Here is a 16,517-nt window from a genome sequence, read left to right as displayed (position 1 = left end):
GGGAGAGAGCGATGCCTCACGATACGCCTTTGATTTCGACAATCGTCGGCGGCCTCGTGCTGGCATTTATTCTAGGCGCGATCGCCAATCGCCTGCGCCTTCCTCCACTTGTGGGATATCTTGTCGCGGGCGTTCTCGTCGGCCCCCATACCCCGGGTTTCGTTGCCGATCAAAGCCTTGCGCCGGAGCTTGCGGAAATCGGCGTCATCCTGCTGATGTTCGGCGTCGGCCTGCACTTTTCCCTTAAGGACCTGCTCTCCGTGCGAGGCATCGCGGTGCCGGGTGCTGTCGTACAGATCGGCTTTGCCACGCTGCTCGGCTGGGGTCTCGGCGCATTTCTCGGGTGGCCGACGGGGGGCAGCCTCGTCTTCGGCCTTGCGCTTTCCGTCGCCTCGACGGTGGTGCTGCTGAAAGCCCTGCAGGAGCGGCGTCTTGTCGAAACGGAACGCGGGCGTATCGCCGTCGGCTGGCTGATCGTCGAAGACCTAGCCATGGTGCTGGCTCTGGTGCTGATCCCGGCCGCGGCCAGTATCACCGGCGATGGTCATGGCCCGGTCGAACCTCTTTCGGCGGGCCTCAACCGGCTTCTCGGCCTCGATCTCGGCGTCGGCGGCATCATCGCCATGACGCTGGTCAAGGTCGCGCTGTTCGTCGCGCTCATGCTGGTCTTCGGCCGCAAGCTCATTCCCTGGACGATGCATCGCATCGCCCATACCGGCTCGCGCGAGCTTTTCCGCCTCGGCGTGCTGGCCATCGCACTCGGCGTCGCCTTTGGCGCATCCAAGCTTTTCGGCGTGTCGCTGGCACTCGGCGCCTTCTTTGCCGGCATGGTTCTCGCCGAAAGCGAACTCAGCCATCGCGCCGCCCAGGAAAGCCTGCCGCTTCGCGATGCCTTTGCGGTGCTCTTCTTCGTCTCCGTCGGCATGCTGTTCGATCCGAACATCCTGATCGAAAGGCCGCTGCCGGTACTCGCGACCGTCTTCATCATCGTGATCGGCAAATCCGTGGCGGCGTTCCTGATCGTCCTGCTTTTCAGGAAGCCGGTCGGCACGGCGCTGACGATCTCCGCGAGCCTCGGGCAGATCGGCGAATTTTCCTTCATCCTCGCCGCCCTCGGCGTCGATCTCGGCCTGCTGCCGGAGGAAGGCCGAGACCTGATCCTTGCCGGCGCGATCATCTCGATCATTCTCAACCCCCTGCTCTTCTTCGTCTGTGACCGCATGCGGCCGCTCCTCGAAGCCAAGCGCGAGGAGCCGGCGGAAGCTCCAGTTCCGGCAACGGATACCGTCACAGCACATGTGGAAGAACACGTTGACGCGGACGACGTTCACCCGACGGCACTGAGCGGCCACGCAATCCTCGTCGGCTATGGCCGCGTCGGCAGCATTGTCGGCCAGAACCTCAAGTCCGCAGGCACTCCTTTCCTTGTCATCGAGGATTCCGACAAGCGCATTGCAGAGCTGCTTGCGCAGGGAATCGAAGTGCTCTCCGGAAATGCCGTCAGCCGCGAAACACTCGGCCTCGCCAATATCGCCGGCGCCCGCAGCCTCGTCATCGCCATTCCGAATGCCTTCGAAGCCTGCAGCATTGCCGAGCAGGGCCGCACCATCAATCCATCGATCCTGATCGTCGCGCGCGCTCATTCCGACGCCGAGGTAGACGAACTGCGGCAATACGGCGCCGATACCGTGATCATGGGTGAGCGGGAAATTGCGCTTGGCATGGTTGACCGGCTCGCTCAAGTGCATCATGACAGTGCACCCTATGAAGACGGACCTTCGGCTGGTACAATCGTGCCGTCGGTGGAGCCTCCGCCGGAAAAAGAATGAGAGATTGGCGCGCCTTTGAGCCGATTTGGGAGTGAAATCGCTGAGACAGGGGAGACGGAGCTGGGTCAGCGCCGTCTGGCAAGTCGTATTGCCGCTTCCGTTGTCGTCGCGTTTCTCGCCTATCTCGGCCTGCTCTTCGGCGGCAATATCGTCATCAGCCCGTCGTCGGCGCCGAACAGCCTGTCGTCTTCCAGCCGGGATTCGCAGCAGTCGCAGGTGACTGCGCGCGACGCCATTCGCGGCTTGCTGATCAGCGACCGCAAGATGGCACCGAAACAGCAGGTCCACGATGCCGGCCCGGCATCGCTGAACGCTGCGCCCGCACTGCATATTGCCGACTGGCGCCAGGCCGCCCCGGCACCTGAGTTCGAAGCCCCGCTGCGGCCTGCCACAGCCCGGGCTCACCAGCCCCGCGCACCGCCGCAGGCTGCCTGAATCACGTCACCTTCGGGTGCTTCTGATCAAATAGACATGTAGACATGCCGCAGCGCGGTCGCGCGGGCCAAAGCATTATCCAAGGACTTAAAACATGCGCAATTCACCATGGCTGGTGTTCACCTATACGGTGATCATCGTGCTCGGCCTGTTGATCGCCCTTCCAAACGCGCTGCCGCCAAGCGTGCTCCAGCGCATTCCTGCCTGGCTGCCGCATAGCCAGGTCTCTCTCGGTCTAGACCTTCGCGGCGGTTCGCACCTCGTGCTCGAAGTCGATGAAGCCGACCTCACCAAGGAGCGCCTGAACTCGCTGCTGCAGGATGCGCGCCGCGTGCTGCGCGAAAAGAACATTCAGCCGAAGTCGATCGTCCGCAACAATAACAATATCGTTGTTTCGCTCGCCGATCCCCAGCAGAGCGATGCGGCCGTCACGCAGCTTCGCACCCTTGGCAATGTGATCTCCAGCGGCATCAGCGCCGGCCAGTCCGACCTTGCGGTCACGGCCGACGGCGGCAATATCACCATTGGCTTCTCGCCGGCCGGTATTGCAACCAATGTCGACAATGCCGTCGCACAGAGCCTTGAAGTCATCCGCCAGCGCGTCGACCAGGTCGGCGTTGCCGAGCCAACGATCCAGCGCATCGGCTCCAACCGTATTCTCGTCCAGCTTCCGGGCGCACAGGATCCGTCCCGCCTTCGCGAACTTCTTGGCTCCACCGCCAAGATGTCCTTCCATATGCTCGCCCCGAACGGCCAGGCCGGCCCCGGCGTGACGATCATGAAGGACGACGAAGGCAACTCCTATCCGGTTCTCGACCGCGTCGAAATTTCCGGCGACCGCCTCTCGGATGCCCGCGTCAGCTTCGACCAGAACCAGCAGCCGGTCGTTACCTTCCGCTTCGACAGCGCCGGTGCTACCCGCTTTGCCGATATTACCCGTCAGAATGTCGGCAATCCCTTCGCGATCGTGCTTGACGACAAGGTGCTGAGCGCACCTGTCATCCGCGAGCCGATCACCGGCGGTTCGGGGCAGATCTCCGGCAACTTCACGACCGAGAGCGCCAATACGCTCGCGGCCATGCTGCGCGCCGGCGCCCTGCCCGCCAAGCTGACCGTCATCGAAGAACGCACCGTCGGCGCCGACCTCGGCGCGGACGCGATCAAGATGGGCCTTTATGCCGGCGTCGTCGGCTTCGTGCTCGTCGCCGCCTTCATCTTCGTGCTCTACGGCACCTGGGGCATTCTCGCCAATATCGCGCTTCTGATCCACACGATCCTGACCTTCTCGGCACTGACGCTTGTCGGGGCGACGCTCACCCTGCCCGGCATCGCCGGCGTCGTGCTCGGCATCGGCCTTGCGGTCGACGCGAACGTCCTGATCAACGAACGCATCCGTGAAGAAACGCGCAAGGGCAAGAGTGCCTTTGCGGCTATCGACACCGGCTTCCGCCGTGCCTACTCGACCATTATCGACGGCAACATGACGGCGCTCATCGCTGCCGCCATCCTGTTCTGGTTCGGCTCCGGCCCGGTTCGCGGCTTTGCCGTGACCATGGCGCTCGGCCTGATCATCTCGATGTTCACCTCGGTCGCCTTCGTGCGTGTCACGATGATCGAGATCGCCCGTCGTCGGAAGTTGAAGGTCCTGAACATCAGGCCGCTGATCCCCTTCAGCCCCTACGACAAGCATATCCAGTTCATGAAGGCACGCTTCTTCGGCGTGACCGTCTCCGCGCTGCTGTCGATCGCTTCGATTGCCCTGTTCATCTATCCGGGCCTCAACTACGGCGTCGACTTCCGTGGCGGTATCCAGATGTCGGTGAAGACGCAGGACGCTGCCGATCTCGGCCGCTTCCGCGAAGGTCTGAACGGCCTTGGCCTCGGCGAAGTCGCGTTGCAGTCCTTCGGCGACAACAAGACCATGCTGGTGCGCGCGCAGCGCCAGGACGGTGGTGAGGAAGCACAGACGGCCGCGGTGACCAAACTGAAGGCCGAGATCGTCAAGATCGACCCGTCGGCGACCGTGACCGGTACCGACGTCATCGGTCCGAAGGTTTCCGGCGAGCTTGCCTGGGCCGGTATCCTGTCGGTCGTCGTCGCAAGCCTTGCGATGCTGTTCTACATCTGGTTCCGCTTCGAATGGCCGTTCGCGGTCGGCGCCATCGTCACTCTGGTGCTCGACGTGACCAAGGCGATCGGCTTCTTCGCGTTGACGGGACTGGACTTCAACCTGACGGCCATCGCAGCCATCCTGACGCTGGTCGGCTATTCGGTGAACGACAAGGTCGTCGTCTACGACCGCATGCGTGAAAACATGCGCCTCTACAAGTCGATGCCGCTGCGCGAAATCATCGACAAGTCGATCAACGAGACGCTGGCCCGAAGCCTCTATACCAATGCGACGGCCTTCCTCTCGCTGCTGCCGATGGCAATCTGGGGCGGCAGTGCCGTGGAAAGCTTCGCGATCCCAATGGCCTTCGGCATTCTCGTTGCCGCTGCATCGTCGATCTTCATCGCAGCGCCGATCCTGCTCTTCCTCGGCGACTGGCGCCGCCGCCATGCCAAGGCAGTCGCGGCTTCGAACGATGCAGCCGTGGAAATCATTCCGCCGGATGCAGGCCAGCCGCGCAAAACGGCAGGCTAAACCGCCGATATTTAAGGTGACTTGGAGAGGGCGCCGGTTGCACAGCCGGCGCCCTCTTTCTATGTTCGGTTCAAAGAGATCGGGAGCACCGCCACATGTCTTCCAACCCGACGGCGAAAAAGCCGGAAACCGGTTCCACTGATAATCAGGAGGAGCGTATCAAACGCTTCCTCGCGACCGCTTCGCACGACCTGCAATCACCGCTCCGCCATATCGCCATGTATGCGGAAATGCTGCTCGACGACCTTGAACCGACGCTCGACAGCGAACAGCTGCAGAGCTTGAGAACGATCATGGACAAGGCCCAGACGGCACAGCGGCTTACCAAGGCATTGATCAGCCTTGCAGGAACGACACGCCAGATCACCATCAGCGACGTGCGCCTCACCGATGTTGCGCAGGAGGCCTGGAAGCAATCGGTGGAGGAATTTCCCGTGGGCGGTGCCGCACTCGATGCCGACAATCTGCCCCTCATCCGCAGCGATGCGGCAGTTCTGACTATTGTTTTGAGACACCTCTTCTCCAATGCGCTGACATACCACGGCGCGGCCGCGCCGCATGTGATCGTGACGGCCGCACGAGAAGCTGCTGACTGGCGCATCATCGTCACCGACAACGGCTGCGGCATCGAGCCTGCCTATCGAGAGAAGATCTTCGATGCCTTCTGGAAGCTGCCGAAAGCAGGCAGCGTGCCCGGCCCCGGTCTTGGCCTCACGACCACGCGGGATCTGCTCGCCGCCTTCGGCGGCGACATCAGGCTCGACCATTCCGATGAGAGCGGCAGCCGCTTTGCGATCCGCCTGCCGGCATAGAGCTTCCTGGTCAGATGCTGTAATCATCCTTCCAGAAATCCGGGACATCATATGTCACGTATTCTCGGATGATGTGCTGTAGCGTCTGGACGTCGATCTCGTCTTTGCCAATACGGAAATCGACACCGTAATCGGGAAATTCCTGGAAATAATTGCCTGATATGTCGGTCGAGATGACGCCAATCGGGCCGGTATAGCCAATACCCCGGAGTTCAGGCACCGTCTCGCGAAAATCAGCGTTCGGCAGCAGGCGGTTGTCGAGAAGGACGAGATCGAAGCGAGCAGCCCTTATCTTGTCCAGCGCATCACCGATCGATTGAGAATATTCGACGTCGACGGGCGGTTCGGAGAGGTCTGCGATCTTCTTTTTGAGCGAACGGAACTCAATGAACTCGTCATCGACGAACAATACCTTCACCGCATTCCTGCGCGTTGCTTCCGCACTCATCGTTTCACCTTTCCCCGACGTGAAACCGGCTCACGAAACCAGACCATTTCGCAACGCAATCGCCACCATATGAACGCGGTTGACAGCATCAAGCTTCCGGACTGCGGCCGTTATATGGGAATTGACCGTGTGTTCGGAAAGGCCGAGGATGATGGCGATCTCCGCGGAAGTCTTGCCTTCGCTCGTCCACTTGACGATTTCGGTTTCGCGCTGCGTGAGCCGACCGGACATTTCCTGCGTCAGGATTTCCTCATACAGCTTGTCGAAGATGCGCATGGCATCGAGCAGAATATCCGCCACCTCGCCCTGGTCCGGCTCCGGTCGCGGGCCGCTGAGCACCAGGCTGTAGCGACGTCCTTCCGGCGTAAACAGCGGGATGAAAAGAAATGTGCTGCCGCTGAATTCGTTGAAGACCAAGTCTGGAGGGTAGCCTTCTATCGCCGCACTTTTCCCATGTACCGGCGTCGTCAGGAACTGCGCCGTCCGCGCCTTGGCAGTTCCCAATGCTTCCTTGAGAGTCTTGACAAAGAGGCTCATGCGCCGTTCGGCGACATTGGTGATGACGACATCGCGTTCGCCGAAAGGCGCTGCAGCCTCCGAGATACGCGCCAGGGTAAAATTGTCGAAATTGTAATGCTGCGCGGCCGCCTTCAGCAGGCGAAAAAAATCCGTGCGATTGATCGCCCGGCTCAGTTCCGGACCCGCATGAAAGGGAACTGCGGCAGCACTGGTCATTCCGACTCTTCCTCCTCCCCAATTCTCATTCCGGCGATCCCGAAATCTTGGGATATACGTCTAAAACGCGAACAGCTACAAAAATTGCGAGACGGTTGATGATCGATAGCGAAATGGGGACTTTCAATATCGCAAGCGGAGACATCTCAACTACAGGTGATGCATAGGGCAGTTTACTCGAATAGTAGCTCTTACCTAGGTATCGCAATCTCTCTGCATTCAACATCCATGGATGCGGAAGACAGTGCCGGAAGTAAGCGCGGGAGAGCCGGTCGGGCCATTCAGCTAAGGGGTTGGCTGACGTTCGTGGCGGCGAACATGGATCGGGCGGCTCTCTCAGTGCTTTTTGATTTTCTTCTCTTGGGTTGCATTTTGAAATGCGCTGCCGGGCTTGTCAATTGTGCTTTGTCGCACACATCGGGCACTTCAGGGATGCCGATCTGCGGCATTTCCGCAATCATCGATTGCCGGTGATGCTGGCAAAATCCAACGGTTTCTCAAGGTAGAAATCGGCACCAGCGGCAAGCGCCCGTTCCCGGTCCTCCGCTGCATCAGAACCACTGCAAACGCCGAGCCGCATGGCTGAAAAGCGACCCTCTCCCCGCAGCCGCGCGATCAGCCCGCTGCCGCTGTCAAGAGGCATATAGAGGTCAGCGATGAGTATATCCGGTACGCCTTCGCCTCTTTCCAGCCGCTCCTCGAGCGCCTCGAATGCAGCCTGTGCGGTGGAGAAGCAGAATAGATCAACATCCACCTTCTGTTTCTTTCGGATATAGTCGATATAGAAGAGATCATCCCTGCTATCGTCGACGTAAAACAAGATCGGCATCTGGCACCACAATCGGGATATTGTTTCGGCGGCTCTATACTGTCCTTGGCTGAGACTTTAACGCCACTTCGCTAAAATTCGATATCGACCTTTGATGATTTGTTGTCGAAAAAGCATGTTTTGCCCAACAATCTGGCTATTGAGTATTCGTCGATTTCGGAAAAGATGGCTTGCCAACAAAGACATGGCGGAAAGGTGGTGCAGGTGCGGGATGCTGGCAATGCGGGACGGGACGGGACGGAAAGCGGTCACTACCGCATGGTCGCGATCGTCATCGGCTACCTGCTCGTCCTGCTTGGCCTGACGGTGGTAGCCGGGTGGCTGCTCGAGATCGAAATCATCATTTCGATCGTGCCCGGCTTTCCCTCCATGGCATTCAATACCGCCATCTGCTTCGTTCTGTCGGGTATCGGGCTCGCCGCTTCGATGGGAAAACGCAAGCCCGGCCGCATCGTGCCCCTCATCGCTTGCGGCCTTGCCGCTCTGATTTCCGCGGTGCGCCTGACAGAGATCATCACGCTCGGCCGCACGATACACAATGTCGATGTGTTCCTGACGCAATTTCTCGTCTCTCCAAGCTTTGCCGAACAGATCGGCGGCGGCATGGGGCCGAACACCGCGCTGATCTTCCTGATATCAAATCTTTCCATTCTCCTTGCGCTCTATGGGAAGGAGCGGCGCGGCCAGCTCGTACAGGAACTCACCAGCTATATCGTGATCACGCTCGGCATGATCGCGCTTGCCGGATACATCACCAATGCCGAACAGGGGTATCGCTGGGGTCCCTATGCCGCGATGGCCCTGCCGACGGCTATCGGTCTGGTGGCTTTGGGTTGCGGGCTTCTCGCCAGATCCTGGTGGATGTTGCCAACCAACCGGGCACAGATCCCCCTCTGGATACCGGCGTCGATCTGCTTTACCGGCCTCATTGTCGATCTCTACACGCCACTTGGCGTGGCAAGCGGCATTCTCTATGTCCCGCTTGTGCTGACAGCGCTCTGGTTCGGCAATCGTAACGCGCCGATCTTCTTCGCTTTCGTCTGCACTGTACTGATCCTGCTCGGCTTTTTCGCCGTCAACCATGCTGAGAACGAATTTTGGCGCGAAGCCGCCAATCGGTCGATCACGGCAGCGACGCTCTGGCTGATTGCCATTTTCGTCTTCTATTTCATGCGCAACAACCAGCGTCTGGAAACCGAACGCATCCGGTTCAGCGCGCTCGTGCGCAATACGCCCGACGCGGTGATCGCCATCGACGAGGCGGGGCGGATCATGAGCTTCAATCCGGCGGCCGAGACCATGTTCGGCTATACATCGCAGGAAGCGATCGGCAACAACATCAAGATGCTGATGCCGGAACCCTATCATTCCGAACATGACGCCTATCTCGGCAACTATCGGCGCACCGGCGAGGAACGGATCATCGGTACGACGCGCATGGTCTCCGGCCGGCGCAGGAACGGCGTGGTTTTCCCGATCGACCTCTCGGTCAGCGCCGTCGTCGCCGGTTCGAGCAAGACCTTCGTCGGCATCGTGCGCGATATCAGCGAGCGTGTGCGGCAGGAAGAGCGGATGAAGACGACGCTTGCCCAACTTGAGGAATACACAGCCGATCTCGAACGTTCCAACCACGATCTCGACGAGTTCGCCTATATCGCCTCGCACGATCTCAAGGAGCCGCTGCGCGGCCTGCACAATCACTCACGTTTCCTGCTGGAAGACTACGAAGAGAAGCTCGACGATGACGGGGTGCGCCGGCTCAACCGGCTGGTTCGGCTCAGTCAGCGCATGGAAAAGCTCGTCAACGATCTTCTCTATTTCTCGCGCCTCGGCCGCCAGCAGCTCGCGGTCAAAAGAACCGATATCGGTTCGATCGTCCGCGACGTCGCCGCCACCATGGAGCTTTTTCTTGAGGAACGGCATGCAAAGGTCGTCATCGACGGCCTGCTGCCGGAAGTCGTCTGCGATGCGCCGCGCCTGACCGAAGTGTTCCGCAATCTCGTCACAAATGCGGTCAAATACAACGACAAGCCCATGCCGCTCATCAGCGTCGGCTATCTGGAACGTTATGTCGGCAGGGACGGGACGACAGCCCGCAACGTCTTCTACGTGAAGGACAACGGCAAGGGCATACCCCAAGAATTCTACGAGGATATTTTCCGCATTTTCAAACGGCTTGAAAAATCGCAGGATTCCGAGGACGGCACCGGCGCAGGGCTCACCTTCGTGCGCAAGATCATCGGGCGTCACAATGGTGAGATATGGCTGGAGTCGGACATTGGCATCGGCACGACATTTTATTTTACCCTGGGAAGGAAGCGCGAGGGCCAGAATGCAGCAGCGTGATACGCAACCGATCCTCATCGTCGAGGATAGCGAGGATGATTTCGAAGCGACGATGCGCGCCTTCAAGCGCACCAATCTGCGCAACTCCATCCGCTGGGCCGCCTCCGGTCAGGAAGCACTCGACGTGCTCGCCACCATGACGCCGAAGCCCGGCCTCATCCTGCTCGACCTCAATATGCCGGGCCTAGACGGGCGCAAGACCCTTGAGGCGATCAAGTCCAATCCGCATTGGCGCAAGATCCCCGTCGTGATCCTCACGACATCGGACGACGAGCGCGACATCGAGGGCTGCTATGCGCTCGGTGCCAACACCTATGTACAGAAGCCGGTCGATCTCGATGGACTATTCGCCGCTATCCAGCGGCTCAAGGAATACTGGTTCGAAATCGCAATCCTGCCTTTAGAGGACTGACGTTTGGCGGAAGACTGCTGCGTTCTCATCATCGATGACAACATAGACGACCGGGAAGTCTATCGCCGCATGCTGGCACGCGTCTCCGGCACGAATTATATCGTGATCGAGGCCGAGACCGGTGACGAGGGTCTGGCCCTCAGCAGCCAGAGGCACCCTCACTGCATCTTGCTCGACTATTCGCTTCCCGGCCGCGACGGCCTTGGCGTGCTCTCGGAAATCCTCGCCCAGGGTGCCGCCGCCAATGTGGTCATGCTGACCGGCCAGGGTAACGAGACCGTCGCCGTTGAAGTGATGAAAAGCGGTGCGCGCGACTATCTCACCAAGGATGCGCTATCGCCCGAAACCCTGCACCGCTGCATCCAGAATGCGATGATGCATGGCGCGCTGGAAGCAAAGCTCGAGCAGAAGCGGCAGTCGCTCGAAATCTTCACCCGCGCCATGGCGCATGATCTCAAGGAGCCGCTGCGAACAATCAAGTCCTTCAGCCGCATCCTGCATGGCTCGGCCGAATTGCCGGCCGAAGACCGCGAGCTTCTCGATTATATACTGAGCGCCGCCGATCACATGGAAGACCTGATCGTCAAGGTCTCGGGCTTTACGAGGCTGGAGGTTTCGAGCGAACTCGAGCTCAAGCCCGTCCCCTTGTCGGCAGTGCTCGATCAGGTGGAGCACAATCTGCACCAGCAGATCGAAAGCCGGCAGGCGATCGTCGTCCGCGGCCAGTTGCCGGAGGTGATGGGCGACGCAACCCTGCTGATCCAGCTTTTGCAGAACCTCGTCTCCAATGCGATCCGCTATTGTGAGGATACCGTTCCGGAAGTGCGCATTTCGGCCATAGCAGACAGGGGAGTCTGCCGCCTGACGATCGACGACAACGGGCCGGGCATCGACCCCGATCATCGTGAGCTGATCTTCCAACCCTTCAAGCGCCTCGTCGGCCGCGGCATCGAAGGCACAGGGCTCGGGCTTGCCATATGCCGCCGCATCGCGCAGCTGCATGGCGGCTCTATTTGGTGCGAGGCGAAGACCGGCAGAGGTGCGACCTTCCTGCTCGAAGTACCACTCGCGGAGACATCGGGCGGACAGCCGATCACTCGCAAACAGTCCCCGACGGCAAAAGCATCCGACCATGCGAGCGAAAGCCGCGGCAGGCTCGCCGAAGTGCTGCTGGTGGAAGACAGCCCGGCCGATATCCAGCTTCTGAAGATCAAGCTGATGCGCCGCGAGAAGGTGAATTTCAACCTGCATGTGGCGACCAACGGTCGTGAGGCGATGCGGCTCCTGGAGCAACGCGCAGGTATCCCGGACGAACCGCAGATCGACCTGATGTTGCTCGACATCAACATGCCGATCATGGACGGTTTCGAAGTGCTGAATGCGCTCTCATCCGATCAACGGCTGAACCGGATTCCAGTCTGCGTGCTGAGCACATCAAGCGACGAAAGCGACATGCAACGGGCAAAGGATCTCGGCGCACTCGCCTACATGGTCAAGCCGCCGACACTGCAGCAACTCGAGGAAGCGTTAGAGGAAGTCGAGACGCTGGAGCTCCTGCCGCGCGGTGATGCACTTGTACTTTTTGCGGAACAAAATTAGAGAGAAGGCCATTGGCAACGGCATGACGCTAGCAACGACCCTCATACTCGCGCTCCTGGCCTCGCCTTTTCAATTCGGGCTTTCATCCATGGCTTCAGGCATACACCATATCACGCTGATCACCCGCAAGGTGCAGGCGAACGTGGATTTCTACGCCGGATTCCTTGGTATGCGGCTCGTCAAACAGACGGCCGGTTTCGAGGACGCCACACAGCTTCATCTCTTCTATGGTGATGCCGAAGGTACTCCGGGCTCGCTCGTGACTTTCCTCGTCTGGGAGGACGGAGCGCCCGGTCGCGCCGGCTACGGCCAGATCAGCGAAATGTCGCTGGCGATCGATCCCTCCAGCATCGGTTACTGGCTGACGCGCGCGATGCGCTTCGGCTTCCGCTCGGAAGGTCCGGCAGATGAATTCGGCGAGCCGGTTCTGCGGCTGAAGGATTCTGACAATGTCATCGTGAAGCTCGCCGGCGCCAAGGATCTGAAATCGCCAACCGTCTGGGATGGCGGCGAGGTGCCGATCGAGCATGCCGTGCAGCGCGTGCGTGGTGCGACCATGCTGACTGAAAAGCCGGCGGAGAGCCGCCATTTCATCGAAAGCCATTTCGGCTATAGGTTCCAGGCAAATCGGGGCACGATCGATCGCCTCGTCTCGCAGTCGGGCGACGTCATCGACGTGCGCGATGCGCGTGGCTTCTGGGGCGGCGCGCCGGGCACCGGCACGTTCGACCATGTGGCCTTCCGCGCCGATGACGACGAAGCCGTGCTTGCCATTCACACGGCGCTCGAAAAGGAAAATGCTTCGGCAACCAACCTGCACGATCGCAAATACTTCCGCTCGCTCTATGCCCGTGAACCCGGCGGCACGCTCATAGAGCTTGCCACCAACCAGCCAGGCATGCTGGTGGATGAGCCGAAGGCTACCCTCGGCAGCAAGCTTTTCATCCCACCGAAGGATTCGATTACCAGTCTCAGCGACCTCAAGGTCGTGCTGCCGCAATTTTCCATGCCCGGCAAGCCGCGTATTAATTACCGCGACCTGCCTTTCGTCCATCGTTTCTACACGCCACCGGATCCGGACGGCAGCGTCTTCGTGCTGCTGCACGGCTCCGGCGGCAATGAGACGACGCTGATGCCGCTCCTGAACAAGGTCGCTCCACGCGCCACACTCCTCGGCGTGCGCGGTCGTGCGACCGAAGAAGGCTTCCCGCGCTGGTACAAGCGCATCACGCCTTTCTCCTTCGACCAGGACGACATCAAGAACGAGGCCGAAGCCTTTGCCGCCTTCATCGAAGGCGCGGTCAAATCCTACGGCCTCGATCCGAAGAAGGTCGTCTATGTCGGCTATTCCAACGGCGCGAACCTTTTGAATTCGCTGCTCTACCTGCACCCGAACCTGGTGCACAAGGCTGTGCTCCTTCGCTCCATGCCGGTGCTCAGCACCTATCCTCATGCCGACCTGAAGGGCACGGACCTGCTCGTCATCAGCGGCAAGATGGATGCCTATGGCAAATATGCGAGCGAACTGGAAACCCGGCTGAAGACATCGGGGGCGACTGTCGATTCCGACGTCATCCCCGGCGGTCACGATCTCGGCGATGCCGACGTGCCGATCATTCAAAAATGGCTGCTGCAGGAAAACAAACTGCAGGAAACCCAGTAAGCTACCAGTGGAAACGGTCTGGGCATGATGCTGGCACGGCCTCCAGTGCCGCCGGCGCCTTGCGATCGATCGCGTAAAGCCTCGCAAAGCCAGCGTCTCGCAGAAGGCGGGTACCTGCCGGCATGACGTCGCCGACATTCTGATCGACGGTATCGGCGTTGACGACCATGATGAAATCAAACTTGCTGCGCCAGTCGACGAGATAGGGCGTGAAGCTGGCAGCCTCCGCCATCAGGCCCGGACAGGACAGAACACCGGTTGAAAAGAGATTTCCTTCCGGTACCGAACGGTCTGACCAGGAGGGCAGGACGGCAAGAGGCTGCTTGCCCTGCGCGCTGAAGAGCGTCGGGACAAAAGCATGCGCCAGAGGCACCGCCAATGTCGGCAGATGCCGAAATGTATCCTCGGTGAATGCGTAATGCCGCTGATCGAGTTTTATCTCGGCAAAGGCCGGATCGTGCTGCAGCGGCAAGATCGCTGCGCCGGGAGGAACAGCTTCAAGCACCTTCTCAACGCTGGTAACATCGGCCTGCCCCTGCCACCAGTTGAAGCCGATCCAGGCGGTTCGGCCAAGGACAGCGATATTCAAGGCGATGAACAGGACGATGGCCTGACGCCGGCCGACTTTTTGGAAAGGGCAGATCATCACCATGCCGACAAGGGCAGCCATGATGGGAAAGCGCCAGCTTATCCAGCCGGTACCGAAGGCATGCCGTGGTGAAAGGATGGCTAGAACAAGAAGACCGGCCGAGGTGATCACAAGCCCCGCATGAACGCGCATGTCCTTTGCGGCAACCGCCCTGCTGCCGACGAGCAGAATCGGTACAAGCAAAATGACATCGACGATCGCAACATAGGTCCAGACGGCCGACAGCAGGTTGAAAATCAGCAGTACCGGCCCGTCGTTCCAGGCCGCCAGGATGCCGCCAGCATGACTGCCCGGGAGCTCTGCGGCGGTCAGTGCCAGCACAAGCGGCGGCAACAGGCAGGCAGCCATTGCAGCGGCAAGTCTGCCGGCGAGACGCAACACCGCCGTGCGCGATGTGAGAATGTCAAAGCGCCAGGAAAATTCCAGCCCGCAGACGATCGCCAGAAAGAAGCCTACCGAGAAGATATGCACGACGGTGAGAAACAGCGACGCGGCCACCCGCCAGAGGAAGAGCCTGACCGCAGAACCGGACTGCAGCCGGTGATCCATCGTTGAAAACAGTAACGCAAGGCCGAGGCCGATCTGGAAATTGATGAAACCGCCGATCAGCGTGGCGCACCAGGCGAAATACAGCATGCCGATCTGCCAATAGTAGCTGCCGCCGAACAAGCGGCGATGTAGAGCGATTGCGCCAAGCGGCGGCAGGACAATGGCCAGGAACAGCAGGGTACGGGCGAGCAGCGAGACGCCGATGACAGGACCGATGAAACGGGCAAGCAGATCGATGCCGACATTGGTGAAGGTGCGGTTCCACTCGATCGCGTAGATCTCGGGGAATGGTGCTTCCCTTATGCCGCCGGCAAGCAGCCACATCCGGGCATAATGGTTGGCGTAATCGAGCAGCGGCGGAAATTTGAACAGGCCGACAAGGATGGCGACAAGCCCCATGAAGACGAGCAGAGGCGCCGTCGACGCCTGCCGGGCAGTCACGTCCCGCAGCTTTGCCGCGTCGTGGACTTCAGCTGAAAATATCTGACCAAGGTTCGCCATAGCCAATCCCGTCCGAACTCGTCGACAGGTCTAGCAGCCAATGGTCAAGCTTCCTTTAAGCGTGTCACCCTCGCCTGGCGATCATGATGCCTGCAAGCACGATGAGGCCGCCCAGGGCCTGCATTGCGGTGATCGACTCGTTGAGCAGCGCCCAGGCGAGAATGGCCGCCACGACCGGCTGGAGAAGCAGGGTCAGCGAGGAGAAAGCGGCCGGCAGGTAAGCAAGCGCATAGGCGATCGCCACTTGGCCGCCCGCATGGCTGACGAAGGCAAGGCCTGATACCACCGACCAGCCGTAAAGGCTTGCCGGCAGCATGTGGCCTTCGAAGAAGAACGCGAGCGGGAAGACGCCGACCGCGGCAGAGGCCGTGCTCCACAGCATGATGCGGATCGTATCGAAACGACTGCGCAGCGCGCCGATTGCCAGGATGTAGCAGGCGTAGAAGAAGGCGGCGATCATGGCGACCCCATCACCACGCAGGTCGCCGTTTCCAAAGGCAGCAGGCCCGCCCTTCAGCACGATTACGCCAACCAATGCCAGGACCAGACCGAGCACGAAGACGCGGGTAACCTTGGCGCCCAAGAATAGAAATCCGATAGCGGTGACGAAGACCGGGGCAAGGTTTGCAAGCAGTGTCGCATTGGCGACGGAGGTCATGGTGATCGACAGATGCCAGGCCGACAGATCAAGCGCCAGCACGGCGCCCGGCAGGATCAGCATACCGTAATCGGCAAGGCTCTTCGGCTTGGGACCGGTATCCTTGCGCAGAAGCGAGAAGATGAAGATCGGGATCAGCGCCAGCGCCACACGCCAGAAGGCCGTTGCCATCGGCCCGACCTCGGAAAGCCGCACGAAGATTGGCGATCCGCCGATCGCCGCACCGCCGATAATGAGGGCGATGAGCGGGAGGCGGCTGGAAGACGGAGTTTCGGAAACGGGGGAAGCGGCCTGCGACATGATCTCGATGCTTTCTGCACGGCTGATCTCGCAAGCCGCGACTGACGCAGCGACTATCAGAAGTCGCGCCTCGATGACAGTCGGTGAACGACAGATCGATCAGAAATA

Annotated in this window: 13 protein-coding genes; 8 read left to right on the top strand and 5 right to left on the bottom strand. The window is 60.2% G+C overall.

Features of this window, described 5'->3' with window-relative positions; genetic code table 11:
* Positions 1-11: 11 nt before the first annotated feature.
* From ybaL to FHT93_RS13755, 4 genes are all read left to right on the top strand, one after another.
* Positions 12-1,829: a YbaL family putative K(+) efflux transporter gene (gene ybaL, locus FHT93_RS13770; protein ID WP_183847977.1), complete on the top strand. Its 1,818-nt coding sequence runs from the start codon at positions 12-14 to the stop codon at positions 1,827-1,829.
* A gap of 15 nt (positions 1,830-1,844) precedes the next feature.
* Positions 1,845-2,264 (top strand): hypothetical protein, encoded by a 420-nt coding sequence (locus FHT93_RS13765; RefSeq protein ID WP_183847975.1) that lies wholly within the window; start codon positions 1,845-1,847, stop codon positions 2,262-2,264.
* A 94-nt stretch (positions 2,265-2,358) separates the two neighbouring features.
* Positions 2,359-4,908 (top strand): protein translocase subunit SecD, encoded by a 2,550-nt coding sequence (gene secD / locus FHT93_RS13760; RefSeq protein WP_113211386.1) that lies wholly within the window; start codon positions 2,359-2,361, stop codon positions 4,906-4,908.
* Positions 4,909-5,003: 95 nt separating this feature from the next.
* Positions 5,004-5,720 carry a HAMP domain-containing sensor histidine kinase gene (locus FHT93_RS13755; RefSeq protein ID WP_183847973.1) on the top strand — a complete coding sequence of 239 codons (717 nt, stop codon included), beginning with the start codon at positions 5,004-5,006 and terminating at the stop codon, positions 5,718-5,720.
* Positions 5,721-5,730: 10 nt separating this feature from the next.
* Here FHT93_RS13755 and FHT93_RS13750 read toward each other — a convergent pair whose 3' ends face one another.
* The 3 genes from FHT93_RS13750 to FHT93_RS13740 all read right to left on the bottom strand — a co-directional run bounded on the left by FHT93_RS13750 (position 5,731) and on the right by FHT93_RS13740 (position 7,732).
* Entirely contained in the window at positions 5,731-6,168 is a 438-nt protein-coding gene (locus FHT93_RS13750; protein ID WP_112541553.1) for a response regulator, read from the bottom strand.
* A 30-nt stretch (positions 6,169-6,198) separates the two neighbouring features.
* A complete protein-coding gene (locus FHT93_RS13745; RefSeq protein ID WP_112541554.1) occupies positions 6,199-6,903 on the bottom strand; it encodes a helix-turn-helix transcriptional regulator in 705 nt (234 codons plus the stop codon).
* A gap of 457 nt (positions 6,904-7,360) precedes the next feature.
* On the bottom strand, positions 7,361-7,732 hold the full coding sequence (locus FHT93_RS13740) for a response regulator (RefSeq protein ID WP_112969865.1): 372 nt from the start codon (positions 7,730-7,732) through the stop codon (positions 7,361-7,363).
* Between the two features lie 258 nt (positions 7,733-7,990).
* Between FHT93_RS13740 and FHT93_RS13735 the strand changes: the two genes are divergently transcribed.
* From FHT93_RS13735 to FHT93_RS13720, 4 genes are read left to right on the top strand one after another with little or no spacing between them, the layout of a single operon-like run.
* Entirely contained in the window at positions 7,991-10,078 is a 2,088-nt protein-coding gene (locus tag FHT93_RS13735) for a PAS domain-containing sensor histidine kinase (protein ID WP_210299301.1), read from the top strand.
* Positions 10,065-10,490, top strand: coding sequence for a response regulator (locus FHT93_RS13730; protein WP_112541556.1), 426 nt, complete (start codon positions 10,065-10,067; stop codon positions 10,488-10,490). Before FHT93_RS13735 ends, FHT93_RS13730 begins: the two co-directional genes overlap by 14 nt.
* A 3-nt stretch (positions 10,491-10,493) precedes the next feature.
* Complete coding sequence (locus FHT93_RS13725; RefSeq protein WP_183847970.1) at positions 10,494-12,089, top strand: response regulator; 1,596 nt, start codon at positions 10,494-10,496, stop codon at positions 12,087-12,089.
* A 22-nt stretch (positions 12,090-12,111) separates the two neighbouring features.
* On the top strand, positions 12,112-13,752 hold the full coding sequence (locus FHT93_RS13720) for a VOC family protein (protein ID WP_183847968.1): 1,641 nt from the start codon (positions 12,112-12,114) through the stop codon (positions 13,750-13,752).
* A 1-nt stretch (position 13,753) separates the two neighbouring features.
* Here FHT93_RS13720 and FHT93_RS13715 read toward each other — a convergent pair whose 3' ends face one another.
* Both FHT93_RS13715 and FHT93_RS13710 read right to left on the bottom strand, forming a co-directional pair.
* On the bottom strand, positions 13,754-15,451 hold the full coding sequence (locus tag FHT93_RS13715; protein ID WP_183847966.1) for a hypothetical protein: 1,698 nt from the start codon (positions 15,449-15,451) through the stop codon (positions 13,754-13,756).
* Between the two features lie 64 nt (positions 15,452-15,515).
* Positions 15,516-16,409: a DMT family transporter gene (locus tag FHT93_RS13710; protein WP_112541559.1), complete on the bottom strand. Its 894-nt coding sequence runs from the start codon at positions 16,407-16,409 to the stop codon at positions 15,516-15,518.
* Positions 16,410-16,517: the final 108 nt, after the last annotated feature.

It is taken from the genome of Rhizobium sp. BK379 (assembly GCF_014193955.1).
Classification (GTDB): domain Bacteria; phylum Pseudomonadota; class Alphaproteobacteria; order Rhizobiales; family Rhizobiaceae; genus Rhizobium.
The sequence above is the reverse complement of the archived record's forward strand: the minus strand, read 5'-3'. Positions and strand labels throughout refer to the sequence as shown.